Below are 20,309 nucleotides of genomic sequence, written 5' to 3'. Positions count from 1 at the left end.
GATTTTTCTCTTTAGCTTATTTAGAGAAGGTTTTGCTTAGGGAGCCAGACCGACACCGAACCTGCTTCAACCTGAAAGTCGCCCCAGCCATCCTGATTAATGCTGATTTCTTGATCACAATGACCCAGATAATCTACAAAAACCTGATTGGCGTAATCTTGACCCACTTCCATTTTCTTCCAGCCACGATCGCCATTGGTTAAAATGACTGCTAGACAGCCTGGATGCTCAGAGTCACCTAATTCTGTCCAGCCGATGCAATTACCGTGATCGAAATAGTCTTTTTGGCAACCATAGACATAATGCTTGCGCAGATAGGCAAGCTTGTCTATGACATCTTTAAAGGAGGCTTGGCCATATTCTCCGGAAATACCATAATAATCACCATAAAACAGGCAGGGGGTCCCCTCTTGACGTAACATAATTAGGCTATAGGCTAAGGGCTTGAACCAGGCTTCTACTTGTGTTTCTAGCGCCTGACCGGCCTGTGTATCATGGTTATCAACAAATGTGACCGCAAAATCTGGGCGCAGTTGCATCAGGCTACCATTCAAAATGGTTCGCATATCGTATTGATTGCCCTGTTTACTAGCAGTAAAGAGATTCATGTGCAAAGCCACATCAATCAAATCAAGCTGCATGTCCAGAGCTTCTAGATACTTATCCGTTGCTTGGCTGTCATTTTTCCAGTATTCACCAAAAACATAGAGTTCTGAGTCAAGATTATCACGAATATAGCGGATAAAATGATTCATAAATTGTGAATCAATATGCTTGATTGCATCTAATCGAAAACCACGAATGTGACTCGTTTTCAAAAACCACTCTACCCATTGGTTTAGATGGGCTCGTACCTCAGGATGCTTAAAATCAATATCGTTAAACATCAAATAATCAAAATTACCATTTTCATTATCGACATGTGCTTGATCAGCCCAGCCTTTGTTGTCACCTGTAATCTGATAAATCCCTACTTCATCGTGTAAGGCATCATAATCCGTACCTGTAAAATGGTACCAATGCCATTTAAAATCACTATAATGGTTATTGCGACCAGGAAAATCAAAGCCCGTCCAGGCTTCAATCTCATAGGGCTCTGAAATAGCCTGCTGGCGATTTTTGGGATCCATTTGCAACACATAAAAACGCTCTTTATGATCTCCATTTGCTTTGTGATTCAAGACAATATCTGCTATTGGCATGATTTGAGCCTGATTAAGGCTGCTAATCAAAGCCAAATACTCATCCTTGGTACCATATTTGGTCGGAATTGTCCCATTTTGATCAAATTCACCAAGATCAAAAAGATCGTAGACACCATAGCCGACATCATTTGCGCCTGTTCCCTTAAAAGCGGGCGGTAGCCACATTTTAGTGACGCCTAGTTCTTGATAATCGGCAATGGCTTGCTGCAAGTTCTTCCAGTGCTTCGCATCTGCTTTTAAATACCATTCAAAAGCTTGAAAAATGAGTTCATTGGTCATGTTCTTATCCTTTTTCCAAGAGCGCATGCCTTGCTTGATGATGGCCTGTCAAGCTTATGGCCTTTTTCTGAAAAAGAGAAGGGCCTTGCTTTGTGAGACTTCCTAATCAGTCAAACGCAGCTGTGGCTTGGGCTTGCTTTGCCTTATTCTAATCATGAAAATAGGGTCTGAGCAAGTTGCCCAGCCCCTCTATTTGGTTGTTCCACGTCTTTTTAGTCCATGATTTAACAAAATTTCTTTTTCTTCGAGCTCTTCTTTATTCATGATTTTTGTGAGCATGCGCATGCTTACTGCTCCTAGGTCATAGACAGGTTGGCTGATGGAACTTAGATTAGGTCTTGTGTATTCTACCACAGGTGAATCATTACTTGTGATAATTTCAAAATCTGCAGGAACATTGATGCCAGCATCAAATAAGCCATTGAGAAGTCCAGCAGCCAATTCATCCTCACCAACATAGGCTGCCGTCGCACCGGAATTGATCACACGCTTGGCTAAGTGGTAACCTTCACTGTAAGCATAATTAGCTTCAAAAACCAAGCCTTCTGTATAGTCCAAATGATTTTGTTTTAAGCCATTTTTATAGCCAGACAATCTAACTTTCCCATTAATGTCATCAATAAGCGGCCCTGAAACAAAAGCAATCTTGTCATGCCGCTCTGCCAATATTGTAATCACTTCTTCTACGGCAGCCTTATAATCAATATTAACACTTGGTAATTGATGCTCTAAATCAACGGTTCCAGCTAAAACAATTGGTGTACGTGAACGCGAAAACTCAGCGCGAATTTTTTCAGTTAAATGATGTCCCATAAAAATAATACCATCAACCTGTTTGGCAAATAGGGTATTGACAACATTGACCTCTTTATCATCATCTTCATCACTTGAGGCTAAGACGATATTATATTTATACATAGCTGCAATATCGTCGATTCCTTTAGCTAAAATCGAAAAATAGCTATTGGCAATATTTGGAATCACAACACCTACTGTGGTCGTTTTTTTGCTTGCCAGTCCTCTGGCAACCGCGTTGGGACGATAATCTAAACGATCGATAACTTCAAGAACTTTCTTACGAGTGTTTTCTTTGACATTTTTATTGCCATTGACAACACGACTGACAGTTGCCATTGATACACCTGCTTCACGCGCAACGTCGTATATTGTAATTGTATCATCAGTGTTCATTTTCGTCTTCCTTCCTATTTGAAAATTACGCTTTCAAAATTCATTTTAGCATGAATTGTAAACACTTTCAAGTACTAATTGGTGAATTTTGAAAACTTTTTCAATCATTTGAAGAAAACTTGCTTTTTTGCTGTTTTTTTGAAAAAATAGAAAACAGAAAGAAGGTATTGCGATGACAAAATTAGAACAAATTCGTCACTTTTTAACCCAACAACATTCTGAATTAGCCATTCTTTCAGATCCGGTTACAATCCATTATCTTACGGGTTTCTTTTGTGACCCCCATGAACGTCAACTCTTTTTGTTTGTCTATAATCAACTAGCCCCCGTCTTGTTTGTCCCTGCTTTAGAAGTTGCGCGTGCCAAAGAGGCAGTTGACTTTCCTGTCTTTGGTTACATGGATTCTGAAAATCCCTGGGAAAAGCTAACAAAGGTCTTACCAAACACTGCTGCCAAGACCTTGTATGCTGAGTTTGACCATCTTAATTTAAGTAAATTTAAGGGTCTACAAACCGTTTTTGCTGGTCGTTTTGAAAATTTAACGCCCTTGGTCCAAGAAATGCGAGTCATCAAATCAGCTGATGAAATTCAAAAATTACGGATTGCTGGTGATTTTGCCGATAAGGCTGTGCAAGCTGGTTTTGAAGCCATCTCCCTTCAAGCAACCGAAACCGATATCATTGCCAAGATTGAATACGATATGAAAAAGCAAGGCATTAATAAGATGAGTTTTGAAACAATGGTACTAACTGGTAATAATGCCGCTAATCCTCATGGGATACCTGGAACCAATCCAATTGAAAATAACGCCCTACTGCTATTTGACTTAGGCGTAGAAACCTTAGGATATACATCTGATATGACAAGAACCGTTGCTGTCGGCCAGCCTGATTCCTTTAAACAAGACATCTACGCCCTTTGTTTAGAAGCGCAATTAACTGCCTTAGACTTTATTAAGCCTGGTGTCACAGCTGCCGAAATTGATGCTGCAGCTCGCCAGGTTATTGAAAAAGCCGGCTACGGAGAATACTTTAACCATCGCCTTGGGCATGGTTTAGGTATGGATGTGCATGAGTATCCATCTATCATGGCGGGCAATGAGCTTGTCATCAAAGAAGGCATGTGCTTCTCTGTTGAGCCAGGTATTTACATCCCAGGTAAAGTTGGAGTTCGCATTGAAGACTGTGGTCATGTTACCAAGAATGGCTTTGAGCTCTTTACCCAAACACCAAAAGAATTACTCTTTTTTGAAGGATAGGTGGCTTAAAGTCTAGACTTGTTCACCTAACACTCGCAAGCCCATAGCAAATAAAAAAACAAAAGAAGAGACTAAAAGCAAAATAGCAAACATGTAAATCTGCTTTTAGTCTCTTCTTTGTTATTACTATCACTAAAACCAACTAGGACGCTGCTTCTACAATAACCTGAGATAGGGTTAGGTGATACTCTTTCATTAATAGTTCTTTGAGCTTAGCATCGCTAAGCTGGGAATAGACGGAGAAAGTCCCTGCTTGACTATTACCAGAAATGACGGTTACGTACCGGGCAAGAGCCTGATTACGACGAATATCAATTAAGGTTGAGGTTTGATTGAAATAAACAAGATAATAAAAATCAACCTTTTCTTTGGTGAGAAAGCTCCCTCTAAATAGCGTATAAATGAGAAACGTAAATAAGAGAATGTGGATTACTATTACCCCTATGGCCATGATTTACTCCTAATTCTAAATGGACTACCTTCAATAGTATACCCCGATGTGTAAGCGTTGTCAATTCAACCTTCTGACTTTCTCTTTGGAGGTGGGGCAAAAAACCTCGGTATCGCAATCAATTCAAGCAACCGAGCGTTAATTCGATCAACCTATTAGCACAAAGAAAATACCTTGTTAGACTTGCTTGGTCAGGTTGCTGATCGCTTTGTTGACGTTCTGGTATTATTTACCAACAGACAGCTGGCCCACATCAAAATGCGGGTTTTTTGTTTTGCCTCATCCTTTGTGTTATGATGAAGCTATAAGGAGAGAAAAAGGAGGAAACAATGACATCTATTCGAGAACAATTACAATCTGCTCAGCAATTTCGCACGGCCGTGCGGGTCTATAAGGAACAAAAAATCAGCGAGGATGATCTCAAACTGATTTTAGATGCTGCCTGGCAAAGCCCCTCCTCTGTAGGAATGGAAGCCTGGCGATTCATTGTCCTAAATAATGAAGCAGTCAAAGAAGAGCTAAAGCCAATCTCTTGGGGTGCCCAGTATCAATTAGAAACAGCCAGTCACATTGTGCTGTTAGTTGCTGAAAAAAACACCCGCTATGATAGCTCGACTATTAAACAGAGTCTCGAGCGGCGCGGCTTTACAGGGGGCGAGGAGATGGACCTGCGTTTACAGACCTATAAGGAATTTCAAACACGTGATTTAGAGATTGCTGATGATCCACGTGCCTTATTTGATTGGTCAGCTAAGCAAACCTACATTGCTTTAGGCAATATGATGACAACAGCTGCCTTAATGGGGATTGATTCGTGCCCAATTGAGGGCTTTGACCACAAAGAGGTTGATCATATTCTCGCACAACATGGCATTATTACTCCTAATACCGAAGGTATTGTCACCATGTTATCGCTTGGCTATCGGCTTCGTGATCCAAAGCACCCCCACTCTCGTAAACCACGAGAAGAAGTCATTTCTGTTATTAATTAAGGAGAATCAGATGAAATCACTACATACCTGCATCCGCGTCCAGAATTTGGAAGAATCCATCGCCTTTTATACCTCTGCTTTTCCTTTCAAAGAAACGCGCCGCAAAGACTTTCCTGATAAGGAATTCACACTCGTTTATCTAGCTCTAGAAGGGCAAGATTATGAGCTTGAGTTAACCTATAATTATAATCATGGACCCTATGACTTAGGTGATGGTTATGGCCATATTGCCCTTGGGACAGATGCCTTTGAGGAGTTACATCAAAAACATATTGATGCCGGTTTTAATGTTACTGCTATTAAGAGCCTAGATGACCAATCTGTTTTTTTCTATTTCTTACAAGATCCTGATGGCTATAAAATTGAAGTCATTGACCTCAACCATAATCATTAAGACTGAACAAGACTAAAAAGAGCTGAAAGATACGTTTCAACTCTCAGATTGAAGAAAAAGTCCATTTTGGATAATTTTCTTCAATCTTTTTTCGTTGTGAAGCTCATTAATAATTCTCAGAAACATTGCCAGATTAACGTTTCTAAGTGTTTAATAATTTAACAGCTCACTTAGGCTACATCAAATGATGCCATTCTATAGGAGTTTGTCTACGTGCTGAGAGCTGAAAGATACGTTTCAACTCTTTTTTAGACCCTATTAACGCCTATTTACGCTTTTCATTACCCGTTTAATATCACGCTCTTGATCGCGACGCTTAATGGTTTCACGTTTATCGTAGTCGTGCTTTCCTCTTGCCACTCCTAGCAAAATTTTAGCAAAGCCATTCTTTAGATAGACCTTCAAGGGCACAAGCGTCATCCCGCTTCCTTTTAAAGTGTTGCTGAGGTGATTAATCTCACGTTTTTTGAGCAGGAGCTTACGTGTTCGTTCGGGATCTTGATTCCAGATATTTCCCTGTTCAAACGGTGCAATATGAACATTGACAAGCCAGGCTTCACCATTTTTAATTTGCGCAAAACCGTCCTTGAGCTGGATACGCGCAGCACGAACACTCTTGATTTCCGTGCCTGTTAGGACAATACCAGCTTCAAGCGTCTCTTCAATGTGATAGTCATGCCTGGCTTTTTTGTTTTGTGCCAGTAAATTTCCTTCCCCTTTAGCCATTATGAACTCCTTTTTCGTCCTTTCTTTTTAGACAGACCTTTATAAAATGACTTTTGGCCTTTGGCCTTTTTGCTGTTACTTTTAAAAACTGACTTGCTCTTGCCTTTTTTAGGGTCCTGCTTGGTTGATCCCTTGCGCTTGTTTTGATGAGATTTTTGGGCTGAAATGGCCTTTTTATCAATAATATCCAGCTCACTGGCTACATAGGCAAAATCAATATCACCAGTTTCTTTATCAGCTTTTACCACCTTAATTCGGATAGGTTGACCAACTTTAAAGCTTGTACCCGATTTTTCACCCGTCAACACCATGGTTCGTTCATTGTAGTGATAGTACTCTGGTAAAGACGTCACATGAATCAAACCCTCAATGGTGTTAGGTAATTCTACAAATATTCCAAACTTGACAACACTAGCCACGATACCCAGGAATTCTTGACCAAGAAACGCTTGCATGTATTCAGCTTTTTTCATAGCCTCAACCAAACGCTCGGCGTCAATGGCGCGACGCTCCAGACGTGACGAACTGCTGGCCAATTCGGGAATAATCTGGGCAAAATGAGCCTTAACCTCATCAGTAGGCTTTTGATAGTCGCGTATCATTCGATGCACTAATAAATCAGGATAACGTCGAATGGGACTGGTAAAGTGCGTGTAGTACTCAGCAGCTAAACCATAATGCCCATGATTGTGTTCCAAATAGCGCGCCTGCTGCATGGAACGCAAGAGCATCATGTTTAGCACATCAGCACCAGGTTTACCTTCTACCTTCGCCATAAAATCTTGCAAGGCCGTCTGAGAAATCTTCGCAGCGCTTCCCTTGATTTGAATTCCAAAAACTCCCGCGTAATCAATAAATTGCTGTAGTTTCTCAGCCTTTGGCTCTTCGTGAATGCGATAGATAAAAGGAAGATTAGCTTTGGCAAAATGCTGTGCGACACATTCATTAGCAGCTAGCATGAAGGATTCAATCATGCGTTCAGCAATTCCTCGCTGGCGCAGCATAATATCAACTGCCATCCCTTTATCATTGACCACAATCTTGGCCTCAGAGGTATCAAAGTTCAAAGCTCCGCGATTTACCCGCATCTGCTCTAAAATGTTATGCAGACTGACCATATCAGAGACAGAAGAAGCAATCTTTGGATAGGTTGCTAGAGCTGTGTCATCACGAGCAATCATATCATTGACATCTGAGTAGGTCATGCGATAGGTGGTATTAATGACCGACTGGCAAATCTGGTACTGGCGCACATGGCCCTGCTGATCAATCTCCATCAAAGCAGACTGCGTTAAGCGATCAACATTAGGGTTTAACGAGCAAATACCATTTGAGAGTCGCTCTGGTAGCATAGGCACCACCCGGTCCGTCACATACACTGAGGTTCCCCGCGCTGCTGCTTCTTTGTCTAAGGCAGACCCTTCTTTAACATAGTAGGACACATCAGCTATATGAACACCCAACTCAAAATTGCCATTTGCTAAACGTTTAATGTGGACCGCATCATCTAAATCTTTAGCATCGGCCCCATCGATCGTAAAAGTGGTCTCTTGCCGTAAATCAACACGGCCGATCAGGTCTTTTTCTGTAAGCTGCTCTGAAATAGCATCTGCTTCTGCTAGAACAGCAGCCGGAAAGTTAGAAACAATATCCATTGATTCCAATACTTCCAAAACATCAATACCAACATCTCCTTGATGACCGACAATGTCTAAAACGCTAGCGACAAAATAATCATGCCCCCGGGTTGGATACTTGTCAATAGCTACCTTGATAATTTCCGTCCCATCAAGCACAATGGGCTCTTTTTTTATATATATTTTTTGCTGGACTTTTTGATTTTTGGACCTAATATAGCCTGCATATTTTGGCTTTGCATCATCAATGATAAATTTCCCAACGACAGTTGTCAGGGCTCTCTCAAGAATACCAACAACCTTAGCTTCAGCGGCAGCACCTTTTAAGCGATTAGCTGGTTTTTTGACCACAACTTCAACCAAGTCGCCATCAATCGCATAGGCCACGTCATTACGACCAATAAACATATCATCTTCAGTATCATTCACATGCAAAAAGCCAAAGCCAGCCTTATTAGCACGAAAGATACCCTGCACCGTAATATCCTGTTTCTTTTTGGATGATGGCTGGCGCAAGGCCAACGAACCATCATCTGAGAAGCGCAAAAGACCCTGGCTTTCCATTTTGGAAATCGATTTAATTAAACTTGGAAATTTTTTGGCTCCTGCCATATCTAAATATCTTGCCAAGTCATTAATGTTGATGCTTTCGTGCTCCTTCAATAATTGAATAATTTGTTCTTTCATAAACTTCTTTCTAAACTGACCTTACTAAATGATAAAAAAATGAGCTAGACTAACTCTGTCAAGCTCACTTCTATTTACTTGATAATACGGCAAGAATTAAAGCAATAGCTAGCCAAAAGAAGACTAACACGGCTGTATAACGTTGCATAAAGGCTTCAAAACCACGAGCTTTAGTACGCTCAAATAAAGCTTCTGAACCACTGTTATCAAAGACGTTACTGCTTGGATTTTTTTGCGGCTGCATAAAAATAGCAATAACAAGTAATACCGACAAAACAAGTAATACTGTTAGTAGTAAGTTGTACATGTTTTTTCCTCCAACATAGTCTTACTCATAGTAACATAAAAGCTGTTAAGATTCAACATGCAAGGTGACTTTTCTCTCTTTGGGACAATACTTGGGAACTGATATTTTCTCAGGATGAGTAGCCTTATTTTTACTCGTTAAGTAATTTTTGCTACCACATTGGCTACACTGTAAGGTTATTTTTATTCTCACTGAATTTCTCTGACTCTTAAATACTTTCTAAAATTAATAAAACTCCAAACAAAATTAGCAAGCACCACGAAACTGGTAACCAAAAAAACCGAGCGATAGCCTAAAGTTACCGCAATATGTGAACCAATGAAAGGCCCAATAACCATCCCTAGATTAGTAAAAGCCTGATTATAAGAAAAAATTCTTGAGAGGCCCTGCTTTGGTGTTAACCGCGTTAAAAGAGAATTGACACTAGGCATCAAAGCTCCTACTCCAAAACCATAGGCAAAACGCAACAAACCCAGCACCAAACTACTATTTGCCAAACCTGTTAAGAAATACATCACAAAACTATACATTAATGCCAATAGTAAAAGGCGATGATTGCCTATACGGTCACCCAATTTGCCAAGTGTTGAACTGCTCATTAAACTAGAAACTCCTAGAGCTGAAACAATCATGCCCGAAACGACCATCAGATTGTCTACTTGACCAAGGTGACGAATATATAAAGGTAAGATTGGAGCCACCGATTGAGCTGCAATTTGAATAATCATACTCGTCACAAACAAACCAATCAAGATTTGCCGATGCGTCATCTGCTGCCACAAGATTTTTGAAGGGATCATTTCTGAACGCTGAACGGGCTCGAAATCTTCTTTAACATACAAGAGTGTCATCAAGTAACACACGAATAAGATGATACCAACAATTAAAAAGACTGTTCGAATCCCAAGCATCTCAGCCAGAACACCACCAAATAAAGGGCCAATCAAGGTTCCTGCAGTGGTGCCTGTTGCCAATTTTCCTAATGCATAACCCGAACGTTGTTTGGGTGCTTGACTGGCAATTAAAGCAGTAGAATTAGCAATATACCCCGCAAAAATGCCATTTAATAGCCGCAAAAAAAGCAGCCATTGCACATTTGGTATAAAAGCCAGCCCACCCATGGTAAATGTCATCGCTAGGCTAGCACGAAGCATCATCGGTTTTCGCCCGTAGCGATCAGCAAGCCGCCCCCAAATAGGCGATACAAGAGCTGAGGATAGGGCTGAAATAGCAACCGCAAAGCCCGCATATAGTTCAATTTTGGTTTTTGCGACCCCTAATTGCTCCACGTAGAGAGCCATAAAAGGCATAACAAGTGAAAAGCTTGCCCCAGTGAAAAAATTCCCGAGCCAAGCTACTTTGAGGTTCTGTTCCCAGTTAATGGTTGAGGCTACATCTGAGTTGATACAATGTCATCTTCTTTCTCTCACTAGATATGTCACATTATAACATAAGTCAATAATCAAACAAAGTATAAACTTCAGCTTTTATTGAGCAAGAGGCGGGAAAGCATTAGTCCTCACACCATTCACAGCTCACAGCCTTGCTTCACCAAATAGGAAGTAATCCAACTAAGCTACAATTATAATTTAAAATTAAAAAGCTATCTTGCACGCTAAGACACACCTATAACTTAAAAGCCTATAACTTCAAATTAGAAAAAGCTATCTTGCAAACTAGGTCTTGCCTGTAATAATCAAAGTGAAACCGCCCCTGACTGCCAAAACAAAGAACGGCCTACTTAGCATGTAAGTATGAGTAGCTAAAAACGGTTCACTTTTATTGTAAACCCAATAGGCTACGATCACCCCCAAAGGCAGGGTGAAAAGTATGTCGGTAGTTGCTAATTACACACTAGTTTCATAAAAATTTCAGTAGACTTACGTTTTACTATCTCTATTTCCTCGCTTTGATGGTTACTACGCCACAATTCTCTTTTCCTGAAACTAGCATGGAACTATGGAAAGGCCCTATCCCAAAACAATTTTCTCTTTATAGATTTGGGATGGCTATAATAGCACACTCAAAACAAAATATATTTTTTAGCCTTTTTAAAAACTTGAGTAAAAGCTACTTTATGGTTGATAAATCCTGATGAATAAGCTCTGACACCCTTTGCTTGAGCTCTTCTTGACTACCATTATTATCAATAATTACCGTAGCAACCGCCTTTTTGGCTTCTAGTGGCATCTGGTGTTCCAGCCGTTTAAGAGCGTCTTTCTTAGAATAGTGATTACGGTGCATCAGACGCGAAACTTGTGTCTCGTGGTTAACATACACCAGCCAAATAGCATCAAACCATCCCACATAATCCTGTTCAATTAGCAAGGGAATATCCATAAAGAAAATACTTTCCTTTTGCGATAACTGGTCTTTTGCTTGTCTAAGGCTCTCTCTAATAATGCTACTTTGCAACCGAGCAGATTGGGCCATTAACTCAGGGTTATTAAAGAGCATACGCGACAAAACAGGGCGGTCAATCTCACCAGCATCATCTAAAATTGCCGGCCCAAAATACTCAACAAGCACCTGATACAATTTTCCACCTTTATCTTGTAAGCGATGAACAAGCTTGTCTGCATCAATAACCTGATAGCCTGCATCTTGCAAAAAGCTAACAACCGTTGACTTGCCAGAGGCAATGCCTCCTGTAATACCAATGATATAAGTCATAGTTTTTGGCACTTAGGACAGAAATGTGTCCCCCTTCCACCCACTTTTATTTTTTCAATTGGGGTTCCACAACGCGGACATGGGTGGTCCGTTTGCCCATAAACCTTAAGATAGTTCTGCATATGGCCATCCATTCCCATTGTGTTTTGATAGGTTCTAATGGTTGAGCCACCCTTTTCAATAGCAAAAGCCATAAGAGCAATAATCCCCTTATGCAATTGTTTCATTTCAGCTGAGGTCAGACTACTGCTCAGCCTTAAGGGGTGCACCTGTGCCGCCCACAAAGCCTCATCAACATAAATATTACCTAGACCAGCAACCACCGATTGCTCCAGTAAATAGGGTTTGATTTTTTTAGATGATGATTGCAAAGCTGCTTGAAAAGCTTTGAGTTGAAATAGTTCACTTGTCGGTTCAGGACCAATTTTCTTTTGTCTAAAGAAATCAGTAAGTTCATCTTGCACAAGAAGATTAAAAGTGCCAAATTTGCGGACATCCTGATAGACTAAGGTTGAACCATCTGTAAAATGAAAGAAAACATGAAAGTGCTTATTATCTGGCACCTTATCCTTAAACAGTAAATATTTTCCCTCCATGCGGAGATGAGAAATCACTACTGCTTCTTCAAATAAAAAGATAAGGTATTTGCCTCGACGTTGTACTGCTTTGAGGGTTTGATGGCGTAACGTTTCTACAAAGTCATCAACATTACACTTGATCATCTTGGGCACTCTAATATCAATCGAAGCAATTGTTTTGCCAACAACTAGCCGCTCTAGCCCACGGCGTACTGTTTCAACTTCAGGTAATTCTGGCATAACCCATTCATCTTAGAACTAAGCCTGTGGACAAGTGACCAACCTGTTCACTTTACTCTTAATTGAGTTGCTTAATCTCTTCCTTTCTTTTGAGAGTATAACCGCTTTTACAGCAATATCATTTTAGTTGATTTTTGACTAAATACAGTATCTATTTCTATTATAGCATGAGTTAATCACGTACTGGCTTTAAAAACTCAGAACCTTGTGCAATGACTTTACCTTCTTTGATATGATAGACAGTTTCACAAACAGCTCTAATATCTTCTTTATAGTGCGAGGTGATAATTGCCAAGCCCGTTTGACAATGCTGTTTAATAAGACTCTGGGTTTTAGCAACACTCTCTTCGTCTAAAGCACTCATTGGCTCATCTAAAACCAAGATTTTTGGTCGATCCATAAAGGCCTGAATAAGAGCTAATTTTTTCTTTGTTCCCAAGGATAAATAACGATAAGCTGTTTGCTCAAATGGCTTTAACTGATACCAATCAATCCAGTAATCAAGGTTGATTTGCCCAGAATGCTGGCAAAGTCCTTTGAGCCACTCTAAATTTTCACGTAAGGTTAAATGGGAAATAAACTGCGGATTTTCAATGACAATCCCTGCATCAGTAATATAGTGATAACCACAACGAATCTCACGTTGATCTTGATAAACATGTCCTTGATCAAGTTTTAAATAACCCGCCAGAGCCTTAAGCAGCAATGCCATAGCACCCTTTATTATCAAATTGCAAATTTATATCTTTTAAGACCCATTGACCTTTATACCGCTTAGAAGCTTTTTCAATTTTTAACATAGTTTTCCTTTCGATATCTTATTCCAATAAATATAGCCAGCAATAATACCATTATTAGTGGATGTAAAAGCAGATAGGAGCGCAATATAAATCCTAATAGTATCAAGCACATTCCTTCAATAGCTGTTTTAGCATAGTATTGTGTTATTGTTAGGCAAAGAAGGTCACAGATAAAAAGTGAAACAAATAGACTAAAACTTTCATACAGTCGTATATCTAGCTTCATGAATAAGCCTATTGCTATATACACTGATATGATGACAAGCCATTCTTTAACATAGCATTTGCCAATTGTTAAAAAAGCATAGAAGCGCACCCAAACTTCACTTTTTGAGTGATAACGAATGAGCTGCTTACTCCCTTGAGCCAAATCAATGGTTAAATTAATCGTCTTTAGCCAGCCAATCAAAGCTAAGCCCAAAATCATAATCACCTTCAAAAAAGAGAAGTGTTCCCCAACTTGTGAAGGAAAAGGATTCAACACTTGATGGTAAAAAAGCGTAGCAGCTGCTCTTGTTTGCCAATCAGGCATCAGCTTAATAAGTTCTGTCGCGATATAAAAACTAAGACCGGCTTGCGCTAAATAAGTCAAGCTCTTAGACCACCTCATCATTACCAAAAATCCTTCCAAAAATGAATAAACCTATAAAAGGGAGATAAGTTAATACAATCTGAATGAAGGTTAAATTGCCATATGATAAAATCATCAGATTAGACATAGGTACCAAATAAAAGGGAACTAGCGGATATAAAAGCGGTGCCAAGGCCCATATTATTAGCAAAAAGGCAAGCATTGCTTTTGTGATATGTCCTAAATAATCCACTAGATAACAAGTAAAGATTGTCTCAAAAAAGAGCGCTGAGCCTTTCACAAGGAAATAGAAAATCAAAAAACGTTTAGTATCTGTAGCAAAAAATCTCAAAGACGAAGACGCATTAAAAATCATTTCCAAAGCAGGGATAGGTGAGCGATTAACACTATAGGCAATCAGACAAATAAAAGCAAAAACTAAACTAAAAACAGCTAGAACTTGATAGGCTAATTGCAATTTTAGAAAAAAGCGTTTTAAGTGATACTGCTCCTGTTTCCCAATACTATATTTAAGATAGCGCGTTTTAATAAAATGATAGGAATAGGCAGCAAAACAAATAATCACTGGGAAAATAAAAGCTTGAAAAAAGTTAAAGTTAAATAAGCTATTATTTATGGAAAGCATATTTCGAAAATAGTGTTGCTTAACCACAAGTCCTTCTGCTGTAGGTAAATCCTGGGCTTTTAGGTCAAAAAACAACTGATGAAATACAGCATCATGATAAACCAACAATAAAAGAACTAACGGCAGAAATAACCAAACTTTTCGGTAAGGTAATAGCTTCAGGTGAGACATAAAGGAATCCTCCATCAATAATTACAGTCTTGCTTAATACTAACGATTGAGACTAATGTGAATCCAAGGACCAGCTACCATCAATATAGGCAGCCGTATCCCAGAAATTTTCTCGTGCTAAATTTAAATTATACAGATAATGCGGTTTGGCATTGTTGGTGTAGATTCCTCGCTGGCCAGTCCATGTCAAATCCACATCACTGCGCCTTGCACCATTGGTATTTGCCAAATAATGCTTAACACGAATTTGCGGACTCCTACTATTTAGATTAACCACATAGTAGCTATCATTCATCTTCTCCAAATATGGCGTGGCTGCAAAAGCTGGCAAAATCCGAAAATGGAATAATTGTCCAACTTGTCGTGTACCAGCAAAGATGCTAGTTGGCACCATCAACAATAAGCTTAAAACAAGTGCTAATTTTACTTTCATTCAATAAAACCTCCTTTGATCAATTAACGAAAACTGTTCTAATGGCTAGAAACCTTTTTGCCACCTAACTTATTATTCGAAAAAAATATAGCTTTATTGGAATAATTGAAAAAATTATTTTTCAAACCCCGCTGAAATAAAAAATATCAGTTAGAGCCCCCCTATCTCAGACAAAAGCTGGTGGGGCCGGGGCCTTACCCATTTGTCCAGACTTTGCAGTCAGTGCGGCCAACCCCAAAAAGCAGACCCCACAAAGAGCCTGCCAGATTGACCATTTAGTGATCACACTATTTTTCAGCGCTGCTCCTTGGTTTTAGGATAAAGTCGCTGCAAAATTGCTGAGCAATCCCAGTGGCTCGCAGTTTAAAGGCTGTGTGCAAAAACTTTTTGCTAGTAAGCCCTAGCTGAAGTCCGCAGCTAGTTTTTTGCTATAGCAAAAAGCTAGAAAAATCGCGAATTGACCAATCGCTAGGTAAACTAAAAATAAAACTAGCACTACCATAACACAAAAATCATAAAAACCGAAGTTCAAAATATCATAGCTTCCTTCGTTTCACAACACCAAGCATATATTCAAAAGCTAGCTTTTTTGCCACTATTGCGACAAGCTCAAGCAAATCGCCTATTAAACAAAAGAGCTCACCACGCATACCGACCAAGATTCTCAACATACCAGAGCGCGATTTCAAGACTTCCTTAGACAGAAAAAAACATGTCAGTCTAGTATGGGCCAAAAAGGCAATCGTACGATAATGCACTTTATAGAATCCATTTGTAAAACATTAAAACGAAAGCCTGTCCACGATGCGTATCTTGCATCCATTGAACAGGCTCAACTTGAACTCTTTAAATATATGGAAATCTGTTATAATCCAAAAGGTCTTTTTGCAAAATATGACTTAAATAATTTTAATTATATTGGCTGTTAAATGCTAAAACATTTCCCCTTATTTACTCTGGAGTTTTTCTGACTTATTTATATATTTAATTCCCCAAATCAATAATAAGGAGAACACTATTGAAATAATACCAACTATACTTGTTAAAACTTTTTGGTATAATTCTATATTGTCAACACAAAAGAATCGGTAAATACAAACAATTCCTAAAGTAATAAAAATAGCTATAAGGATGAATTGAGAAAATAGAATGCTTGATGACAAGTTGTTTTTTACTTTCTCTTCTCTTATTTCTTTTGTCAAAAAATAATTTGAAAGCATTGCACTAAATAATAAATAAAAGACAATAATCGTATTTGTGACAGTCATTTTTTGAAGATCGTTTATATTTAAAAATAGAATTAAAAAAGAGATAATTACTGGTAATTGTCCAGTGAAAAATCTAACGATTCTTAATTTATTTAGGCGTGTTTTTATTACCATTATTTTATTCTTCCTTTAGTTTATGGTTTCAACAGGTTAAAGCCCCTCCAACTCCACCAATTACTGCTCCTATCGCGCCGGTCCCAAAAGCATATGGCCCTAAAAATGCCGTTCCTCCTGCAGTTGCCATATATCCTTCTCCAGCACCAAAAGCAATACCAGCTGCACAGGATCCTACTTTACCCCAATTTATTTTTCTACCGCCCTTTACTTCAATAAGTTGGGCACTGTTCAAAACAGAATAATCTTCAAGTGTATTCATAATATTTTCCTATTATCTATTAGTATTTATCTCGAGATATACTAACTATACCACTTTCAAGTCAGTAACGATCCATTTTCCCCAAATGGGGCAAATATAGCCTAAATGGTACAAAATTAGTAATTGCAATGACAATCTATGCAAAATACTGTTTTTTAGGTATTTGTGAATTTCCAATGCATTAATTTTGTCATAATGTCATTATTTGGAGACTTAGAAAGGAAAAATACCTAAAATGAATGATTTTAAACAATTTTTAACAATTTCAGAAACCGAATTAGACCAAATAATTGGAGGAAAGTCATTGTGGCAGACAATAAATTCAATTTTTAATAAAACCATTAAAAATGCAGTCATAGAAGAAATCGCCCAATAACGAAGTACCTATAGAAATAATTCAATCTCCATCAAATTGTTAATAGAAAACAACAGCGATAAGCTTATCAAAGCTCCCGTTCCTAAAGTGCTTTTGACACATAGCTTGGGTTCAGCCTCTATCATCGCTCACACCATCCACCAGAAGGTTAAACTTAAGGTGCCCAATTAACGCCCAGAAAGAGGACTGGCATAAGCTAGGCTTACCGATTAGTCGGAAAGAAAGAACCAACTGGCCTATCAAGTCAAGCCAATATTATTTCGAGCCGATTTATGACCTGTTGCATGAGAAATTGCTGGAACACCCCATCCTTCATGCCGATGAATCCTCCTACAGGGGCTTCGAAAGTGATAGTCAACTGACCTATCTTCTAGGCAATCTTCCTAACAAAGAGACACTCGCTAAAAAGGAAGTTCTAGAGGCTGATTTACCATGGACTGAAAACATTGAAAGTAACTGTAAATGAAAAGAACGTCCAAAGTTTATTTGACTTTGGACGTTTTCAATATACTCCGTTATTGGGCGCTTACCAATAAAAATTGGTATCATTTCAAGATAAAATAGTTACTGTTCACTAACTATTTCTAACATTTGAGTAAATTTATAGTCTAGACTTTGGGTCTTTAACTTTACTAAATGGTATTTTTTTAATATTCTTGATACCTTATAAAGCCCAATACCTCTGTCCTTACCTTTTGAACTTTCAAATTCATTAAATAAATATGTTATATCAATTTGATTATCTCGAGTGCTATTTTCAATAATACAGATTTGCCTATTATTATCTTCAAAAAATGCGAATGATATAGTGGGGTTCTTTGATAAACATGTTGCCTCAATAGCATTATCAAAAAATATGGAGACTATAGTAATAAAATCTATCAAATCCATCGCACATAACGATATTTTATACGGAATTTCTAAAGTAACAGTAATGCCTTTTTCTTCCATTTGGATAAATTTAGCAGCTAATAAACTCTTCAGTGCTTTGTTTTCGATGTTTACTAATCGTGTAATATCATACTTATGACTTTCTAGTTCTCTATTTGAATCCTTTAAAACTTTTTCAAATACATCTTTTACTATACTCATATTATCTTCTTCAATACCAATCTTTAATGTTGATAAAATATTAGCATAATCGTGTCTAAAATGGCGCACCTGATTATACAATTCTTCGACATGTTGACTATAATTTTCAAGGTTTTGCAGTTGCATTTCCTTTTGGAAAATGATTTCTTTTTGAAGTTTTTCTCTAATTTTTTTGTCCAAAAAATTTAATATACCTAAAAATAATAAAAAATATATAGTTACGATAATTTGACGATAAAATAGAGTATCAATTGCTAATTGGTAATCAATAAATGAAATGATTTGAATAAGAAAGTAATAAGTTAACATAAAGAAATTTGCAAAACATAATAATTTTTTCTCTTGTTTACTGAATTGTTGATCTGAAAAAGCCGAAAAATCATAATGAAAAACTTTTAAAAATAGTACTAATATTGCAACCGATAACAAATATATTGGTAAAAATAATTGACTTTTCTGAAAATATGAATTGCTAATCCCCAAAATAGGCAATAGGTAAAATACAATAGTACGATAGATAAGGTTCCATAAGGTGATGGGAAATAGAGCATAAAAAATAGTCAGCAAACTAATGTTAAACTTATATATATACGAAGTAAAAAGCAGCATATATAAAGGTAATGATAAATAAATAAAAATATCATTAATAATCGATTTTTCGTTTAAAAATACAAAGAGAAGGATCAATAAAACTCTTATGAATACACCAATCAACACTTCTTTAAATTTGATTTTTCTCTTTGTAATAAAATAAAATAAAAAAATGGGGACAGCAATGTCACAAATTTTTTCAAACATTGATAAGAAGATAAGCAGCTTATTTCTCCTTTCTTAAGTTAATGATACTTTCAGTAATAAACGTTATTTTTGAACGCGAAGCATAGCACTTTATTCCTCTTTCAAAATAAATAGTTCGTTCTTTTTTATCTATTTTGATCACATTATTCGGGTTGATAATATAAGATCGATGACATTTTAATAGCCTGGGCTCTTGTTTTAATACCTCAGCAATACTCCCATAAAATTCAAAAATTTCATTTTGTCCGTGCAATATCAGGCGATGTGACTCTGGTGAAGTTTCAATAAAATAAATGTTTTCAAAAGGAATTTGCAGGATATTATTTTGATTTTCAAAAAAGAATGTACTTTTTATTGAACGACTATTTCCATTTTTTAAAATAAAATTTATTGCTTTAGTTATTCTTTCAATTTTTTCTTTAGTGCAGAGGTTTTTATCAATAAAATCAAATGCCTCCGTTTGATACCTAAATGTTAAAGGCATAAACTCTGAATGACTTGAAATAAACACAATTGTAGCTAAGGGATCAATTTCTTTTATTTTTTTTTGCAGTTAGTAGCCCCAACTTTTCATTTTGTCCTAATTCAATATCTAGAAAAAATAATTGATGACTTCCTCTTTCTTTAATATTGTCCAATAATTCTTCTGATTGATCAAAAGTTTGTATGTTATCGTTTTCCCGATTTTTTTGTGAAAGTATTTGTTTTATTAATTTTTCAAGATAAAATTGCTGACTTAAATTATCTTCCAAAATATATATTTTCACCTTACTCTCCAATATTTCTATTATTTTCAATGATAGCAGATGACAATTATGAGTTATTTTTAAAATTATTACTATATATTATACACCTTGCCTTAATTATTATCAATTGCTTGCCGTTTGCTTTTAATTGATTAGAATATCACTATTTATTCTATTTGGGGGAGCTAATCAAATGCTGCTCTCTCACTTAATATTAAATCGGACATAAAAAACACAACCTACTGGCACTGCACCCAATAAATGAGACACAAGAAAAACACTCCTGTTTTGGACTTGGTATAATAAAGTAGACACAAAATTAAGTGGAAACGAGGAAAAGTCATTATGCCAAGAAAAACCTTTGATAAAGCCTTCAAACTCTCTGCTGTAAAACTCATCCTTGAGGAAGAGCAG

At 37.5% G+C, this 20,309-nt stretch carries 24 protein-coding genes; 5 read left to right on the top strand and 19 right to left on the bottom strand.

Annotation, left to right across the window (positions count from 1 at the left end; genetic code table 11):
* Positions 1–20: 20 nt before the first annotated feature.
* Entirely contained in the window at positions 21–1,484 is a 1,464-nt protein-coding gene (locus GWD08_RS05720) for an alpha-amylase (RefSeq protein WP_159564691.1), read from the bottom strand.
* Positions 1,485–1,673: 189 nt separating this feature from the next.
* Positions 1,674–2,675 (bottom strand): catabolite control protein A, encoded by a 1,002-nt coding sequence (ccpA, locus tag GWD08_RS05715; protein ID WP_159546020.1) that lies wholly within the window; start codon positions 2,673–2,675, stop codon positions 1,674–1,676.
* Positions 2,676–2,847: 172 nt separating this feature from the next.
* Here ccpA and GWD08_RS05710 point away from each other — a divergent pair, with 172 nt between their 5' ends.
* Positions 2,848–3,933, top strand: coding sequence for a M24 family metallopeptidase (locus tag GWD08_RS05710; protein ID WP_159564689.1), 1,086 nt, complete (start codon positions 2,848–2,850; stop codon positions 3,931–3,933).
* A gap of 142 nt (positions 3,934–4,075) precedes the next feature.
* Here the strand turns inward: GWD08_RS05710 and GWD08_RS05705 are convergent, their stop codons facing one another.
* Positions 4,076–4,384, bottom strand: a complete 309-nt coding sequence (locus GWD08_RS05705; protein ID WP_159546024.1) for a hypothetical protein — start codon at positions 4,382–4,384, stop codon at positions 4,076–4,078.
* 329 nt (positions 4,385–4,713) lie between these two features.
* On the opposite strand from GWD08_RS05705, the gene GWD08_RS05700 reads away from it, so the two are divergent.
* Both GWD08_RS05700 and gloA read left to right on the top strand, forming a co-directional pair.
* A complete protein-coding gene (locus tag GWD08_RS05700; protein ID WP_159550004.1) occupies positions 4,714–5,376 on the top strand; it encodes an NAD(P)H-dependent oxidoreductase in 663 nt (220 codons plus the stop codon).
* Between the two features lie 10 nt (positions 5,377–5,386).
* Positions 5,387–5,770 (top strand): lactoylglutathione lyase, encoded by a 384-nt coding sequence (gene gloA / locus GWD08_RS05695; RefSeq protein WP_159546028.1) that lies wholly within the window; start codon positions 5,387–5,389, stop codon positions 5,768–5,770.
* Between the two features lie 258 nt (positions 5,771–6,028).
* On the opposite strand, the gene smpB is transcribed toward gloA, so the two are convergent.
* From smpB to GWD08_RS05630, 13 genes are all read right to left on the bottom strand, one after another.
* Positions 6,029–6,496, bottom strand: a complete 468-nt coding sequence (gene smpB / locus GWD08_RS05690; RefSeq protein WP_159546030.1) for an SsrA-binding protein SmpB — start codon at positions 6,494–6,496, stop codon at positions 6,029–6,031.
* Positions 6,496–8,820 carry a ribonuclease R gene (gene rnr, locus GWD08_RS05685; protein WP_159564687.1) on the bottom strand — a complete coding sequence of 775 codons (2,325 nt, stop codon included), beginning with the start codon at positions 8,818–8,820 and terminating at the stop codon, positions 6,496–6,498. The genes smpB and rnr overlap by 1 nt, the downstream gene beginning before the upstream one ends.
* Positions 8,821–8,890: 70 nt before the next feature.
* Positions 8,891–9,127: a preprotein translocase subunit SecG gene (gene secG / locus GWD08_RS05680; protein ID WP_159546034.1), complete on the bottom strand. Its 237-nt coding sequence runs from the start codon at positions 9,125–9,127 to the stop codon at positions 8,891–8,893.
* Between the two features lie 45 nt (positions 9,128–9,172).
* A complete protein-coding gene (rpmG, locus tag GWD08_RS05675) occupies positions 9,173–9,319 on the bottom strand; it encodes a 50S ribosomal protein L33 (protein ID WP_159546036.1) in 147 nt (48 codons plus the stop codon).
* Positions 9,316–10,509 (bottom strand): multidrug efflux MFS transporter, encoded by a 1,194-nt coding sequence (locus GWD08_RS05670; protein WP_159564716.1) that lies wholly within the window; start codon positions 10,507–10,509, stop codon positions 9,316–9,318. The genes rpmG and GWD08_RS05670 overlap by 4 nt, the downstream gene beginning before the upstream one ends.
* Positions 10,510–11,197: 688 nt before the next feature.
* On the bottom strand, positions 11,198–11,800 hold the full coding sequence (gene coaE, locus GWD08_RS05665; RefSeq protein ID WP_159564685.1) for a dephospho-CoA kinase: 603 nt from the start codon (positions 11,798–11,800) through the stop codon (positions 11,198–11,200).
* Positions 11,797–12,618 (bottom strand): DNA-formamidopyrimidine glycosylase, encoded by an 822-nt coding sequence (gene mutM / locus GWD08_RS05660; RefSeq protein ID WP_159564683.1) that lies wholly within the window; start codon positions 12,616–12,618, stop codon positions 11,797–11,799. The genes coaE and mutM overlap by 4 nt, the downstream gene beginning before the upstream one ends.
* Positions 12,619–12,790: 172 nt before the next feature.
* The gene (locus tag GWD08_RS05655) at positions 12,791–13,330 is read right to left on the bottom strand and encodes an ATP-binding cassette domain-containing protein (protein ID WP_244295499.1); all 540 of its coding nucleotides are present in this window, start codon (positions 13,328–13,330) and stop codon (positions 12,791–12,793) included.
* 74 nt (positions 13,331–13,404) lie between these two features.
* A complete protein-coding gene (locus GWD08_RS05650) occupies positions 13,405–13,950 on the bottom strand; it encodes a hypothetical protein (RefSeq protein WP_159549986.1) in 546 nt (181 codons plus the stop codon).
* A 64-nt stretch (positions 13,951–14,014) separates the two neighbouring features.
* Positions 14,015–14,806 (bottom strand): hypothetical protein, encoded by a 792-nt coding sequence (locus tag GWD08_RS05645; protein WP_159549983.1) that lies wholly within the window; start codon positions 14,804–14,806, stop codon positions 14,015–14,017.
* Positions 14,807–14,858: 52 nt separating this feature from the next.
* Positions 14,859–15,239 carry a hypothetical protein gene (locus GWD08_RS05640; protein WP_159546048.1) on the bottom strand — a complete coding sequence of 127 codons (381 nt, stop codon included), beginning with the start codon at positions 15,237–15,239 and terminating at the stop codon, positions 14,859–14,861.
* Positions 15,240–16,186: 947 nt separating this feature from the next.
* On the bottom strand, positions 16,187–16,621 hold the full coding sequence (locus GWD08_RS05635; protein ID WP_159546051.1) for a hypothetical protein: 435 nt from the start codon (positions 16,619–16,621) through the stop codon (positions 16,187–16,189).
* A gap of 28 nt (positions 16,622–16,649) precedes the next feature.
* Complete coding sequence (locus tag GWD08_RS05630; protein WP_167547768.1) at positions 16,650–16,883, bottom strand: ComC/BlpC family peptide pheromone/bacteriocin; 234 nt, start codon at positions 16,881–16,883, stop codon at positions 16,650–16,652.
* 235 nt (positions 16,884–17,118) lie between these two features.
* Here GWD08_RS05630 and GWD08_RS05625 point away from each other — a divergent pair, with 235 nt between their 5' ends.
* Both GWD08_RS05625 and GWD08_RS08855 read left to right on the top strand, forming a co-directional pair.
* The gene (locus GWD08_RS05625) at positions 17,119–17,259 is read left to right on the top strand and encodes a bacteriocin (RefSeq protein ID WP_159564681.1); all 141 of its coding nucleotides are present in this window, start codon (positions 17,119–17,121) and stop codon (positions 17,257–17,259) included.
* 100 nt (positions 17,260–17,359) lie between these two features.
* On the top strand, positions 17,360–17,725 hold the full coding sequence (locus GWD08_RS08855; RefSeq protein WP_341871811.1) for an IS66 family transposase: 366 nt from the start codon (positions 17,360–17,362) through the stop codon (positions 17,723–17,725).
* A 98-nt stretch (positions 17,726–17,823) separates the two neighbouring features.
* On the opposite strand, the gene GWD08_RS05615 is transcribed toward GWD08_RS08855, so the two are convergent.
* The 3 genes from GWD08_RS05615 to GWD08_RS05605 are packed head-to-tail and all read right to left on the bottom strand — an operon-like array spanning position 17,824 to position 19,916.
* Entirely contained in the window at positions 17,824–19,149 is a 1,326-nt protein-coding gene (locus GWD08_RS05615; RefSeq protein ID WP_159564679.1) for a sensor histidine kinase, read from the bottom strand.
* Positions 19,150–19,168: 19 nt separating this feature from the next.
* Positions 19,169–19,633: a LytR/AlgR family response regulator transcription factor gene (locus GWD08_RS05610; protein WP_159564677.1), complete on the bottom strand. Its 465-nt coding sequence runs from the start codon at positions 19,631–19,633 to the stop codon at positions 19,169–19,171.
* 43 nt (positions 19,634–19,676) lie between these two features.
* Entirely contained in the window at positions 19,677–19,916 is a 240-nt protein-coding gene (locus tag GWD08_RS05605; protein ID WP_159564675.1) for a response regulator, read from the bottom strand.
* Positions 19,917–20,309 lie beyond the last annotated feature (393 nt).

Origin of the sequence: Streptococcus halichoeri (genome assembly GCF_009870755.1) — a bacterium.
GTDB lineage: Bacteria > Bacillota > Bacilli > Lactobacillales > Streptococcaceae > Streptococcus > Streptococcus halichoeri.
This window is presented reverse-complemented; position numbering and strand designations above follow the sequence as displayed.

What these genes read in the sequence shown, in the direction of transcription:
- GWD08_RS05720 (WP_159564691.1), bottom strand. Translation starts at nt 1,484, where the DNA reads ATGACCAATGAACTCATTTTTCAAGCTTTTGAATGGTATTTAAAAGCA.
- ccpA (WP_159546020.1), bottom strand. Translation starts at nt 2,675, where the DNA reads ATGAACACTGATGATACAATTACAATATACGACGTTGCGCGTGAAGCA.
- GWD08_RS05710 (WP_159564689.1), top strand. Translation starts at nt 2,848, where the DNA reads ATGACAAAATTAGAACAAATTCGTCACTTTTTAACCCAACAACATTCT.
- GWD08_RS05705 (WP_159546024.1), bottom strand. Translation starts at nt 4,384, where the DNA reads ATGGCCATAGGGGTAATAGTAATCCACATTCTCTTATTTACGTTTCTC.
- GWD08_RS05700 (WP_159550004.1), top strand. Translation starts at nt 4,714, where the DNA reads ATGACATCTATTCGAGAACAATTACAATCTGCTCAGCAATTTCGCACG.
- gloA (WP_159546028.1), top strand. Translation starts at nt 5,387, where the DNA reads ATGAAATCACTACATACCTGCATCCGCGTCCAGAATTTGGAAGAATCC.
- smpB (WP_159546030.1), bottom strand. Translation starts at nt 6,496, where the DNA reads ATGGCTAAAGGGGAAGGAAATTTACTGGCACAAAACAAAAAAGCCAGG.
- rnr (WP_159564687.1), bottom strand. Translation starts at nt 8,820, where the DNA reads ATGAAAGAACAAATTATTCAATTATTGAAGGAGCACGAAAGCATCAAC.
- secG (WP_159546034.1), bottom strand. Translation starts at nt 9,127, where the DNA reads ATGTACAACTTACTACTAACAGTATTACTTGTTTTGTCGGTATTACTT.
- coaE (WP_159564685.1), bottom strand. Translation starts at nt 11,800, where the DNA reads ATGACTTATATCATTGGTATTACAGGAGGCATTGCCTCTGGCAAGTCA.
- mutM (WP_159564683.1), bottom strand. Translation starts at nt 12,618, where the DNA reads ATGCCAGAATTACCTGAAGTTGAAACAGTACGCCGTGGGCTAGAGCGG.
- GWD08_RS05655 (WP_244295499.1), bottom strand. Translation starts at nt 13,330, where the DNA reads ATGGCATTGCTGCTTAAGGCTCTGGCGGGTTATTTAAAACTTGATCAA.
- GWD08_RS05650 (WP_159549986.1), bottom strand. Translation starts at nt 13,950, where the DNA reads ATGCCTGATTGGCAAACAAGAGCAGCTGCTACGCTTTTTTACCATCAA.
- GWD08_RS05645 (WP_159549983.1), bottom strand. Translation starts at nt 14,806, where the DNA reads ATGTCTCACCTGAAGCTATTACCTTACCGAAAAGTTTGGTTATTTCTG.
- GWD08_RS05640 (WP_159546048.1), bottom strand. Translation starts at nt 15,239, where the DNA reads ATGAAAGTAAAATTAGCACTTGTTTTAAGCTTATTGTTGATGGTGCCA.
- GWD08_RS05635 (WP_159546051.1), bottom strand. Translation starts at nt 16,621, where the DNA reads ATGGTAATAAAAACACGCCTAAATAAATTAAGAATCGTTAGATTTTTC.
- GWD08_RS05630 (WP_167547768.1), bottom strand. Translation starts at nt 16,883, where the DNA reads ATGAATACACTTGAAGATTATTCTGTTTTGAACAGTGCCCAACTTATT.
- GWD08_RS05625 (WP_159564681.1), top strand. Translation starts at nt 17,119, where the DNA reads ATGAATGATTTTAAACAATTTTTAACAATTTCAGAAACCGAATTAGAC.
- GWD08_RS05615 (WP_159564679.1), bottom strand. Translation starts at nt 19,149, where the DNA reads ATGTTTGAAAAAATTTGTGACATTGCTGTCCCCATTTTTTTATTTTAT.
- GWD08_RS05610 (WP_159564677.1), bottom strand. Translation starts at nt 19,633, where the DNA reads ATGCCTTTAACATTTAGGTATCAAACGGAGGCATTTGATTTTATTGAT.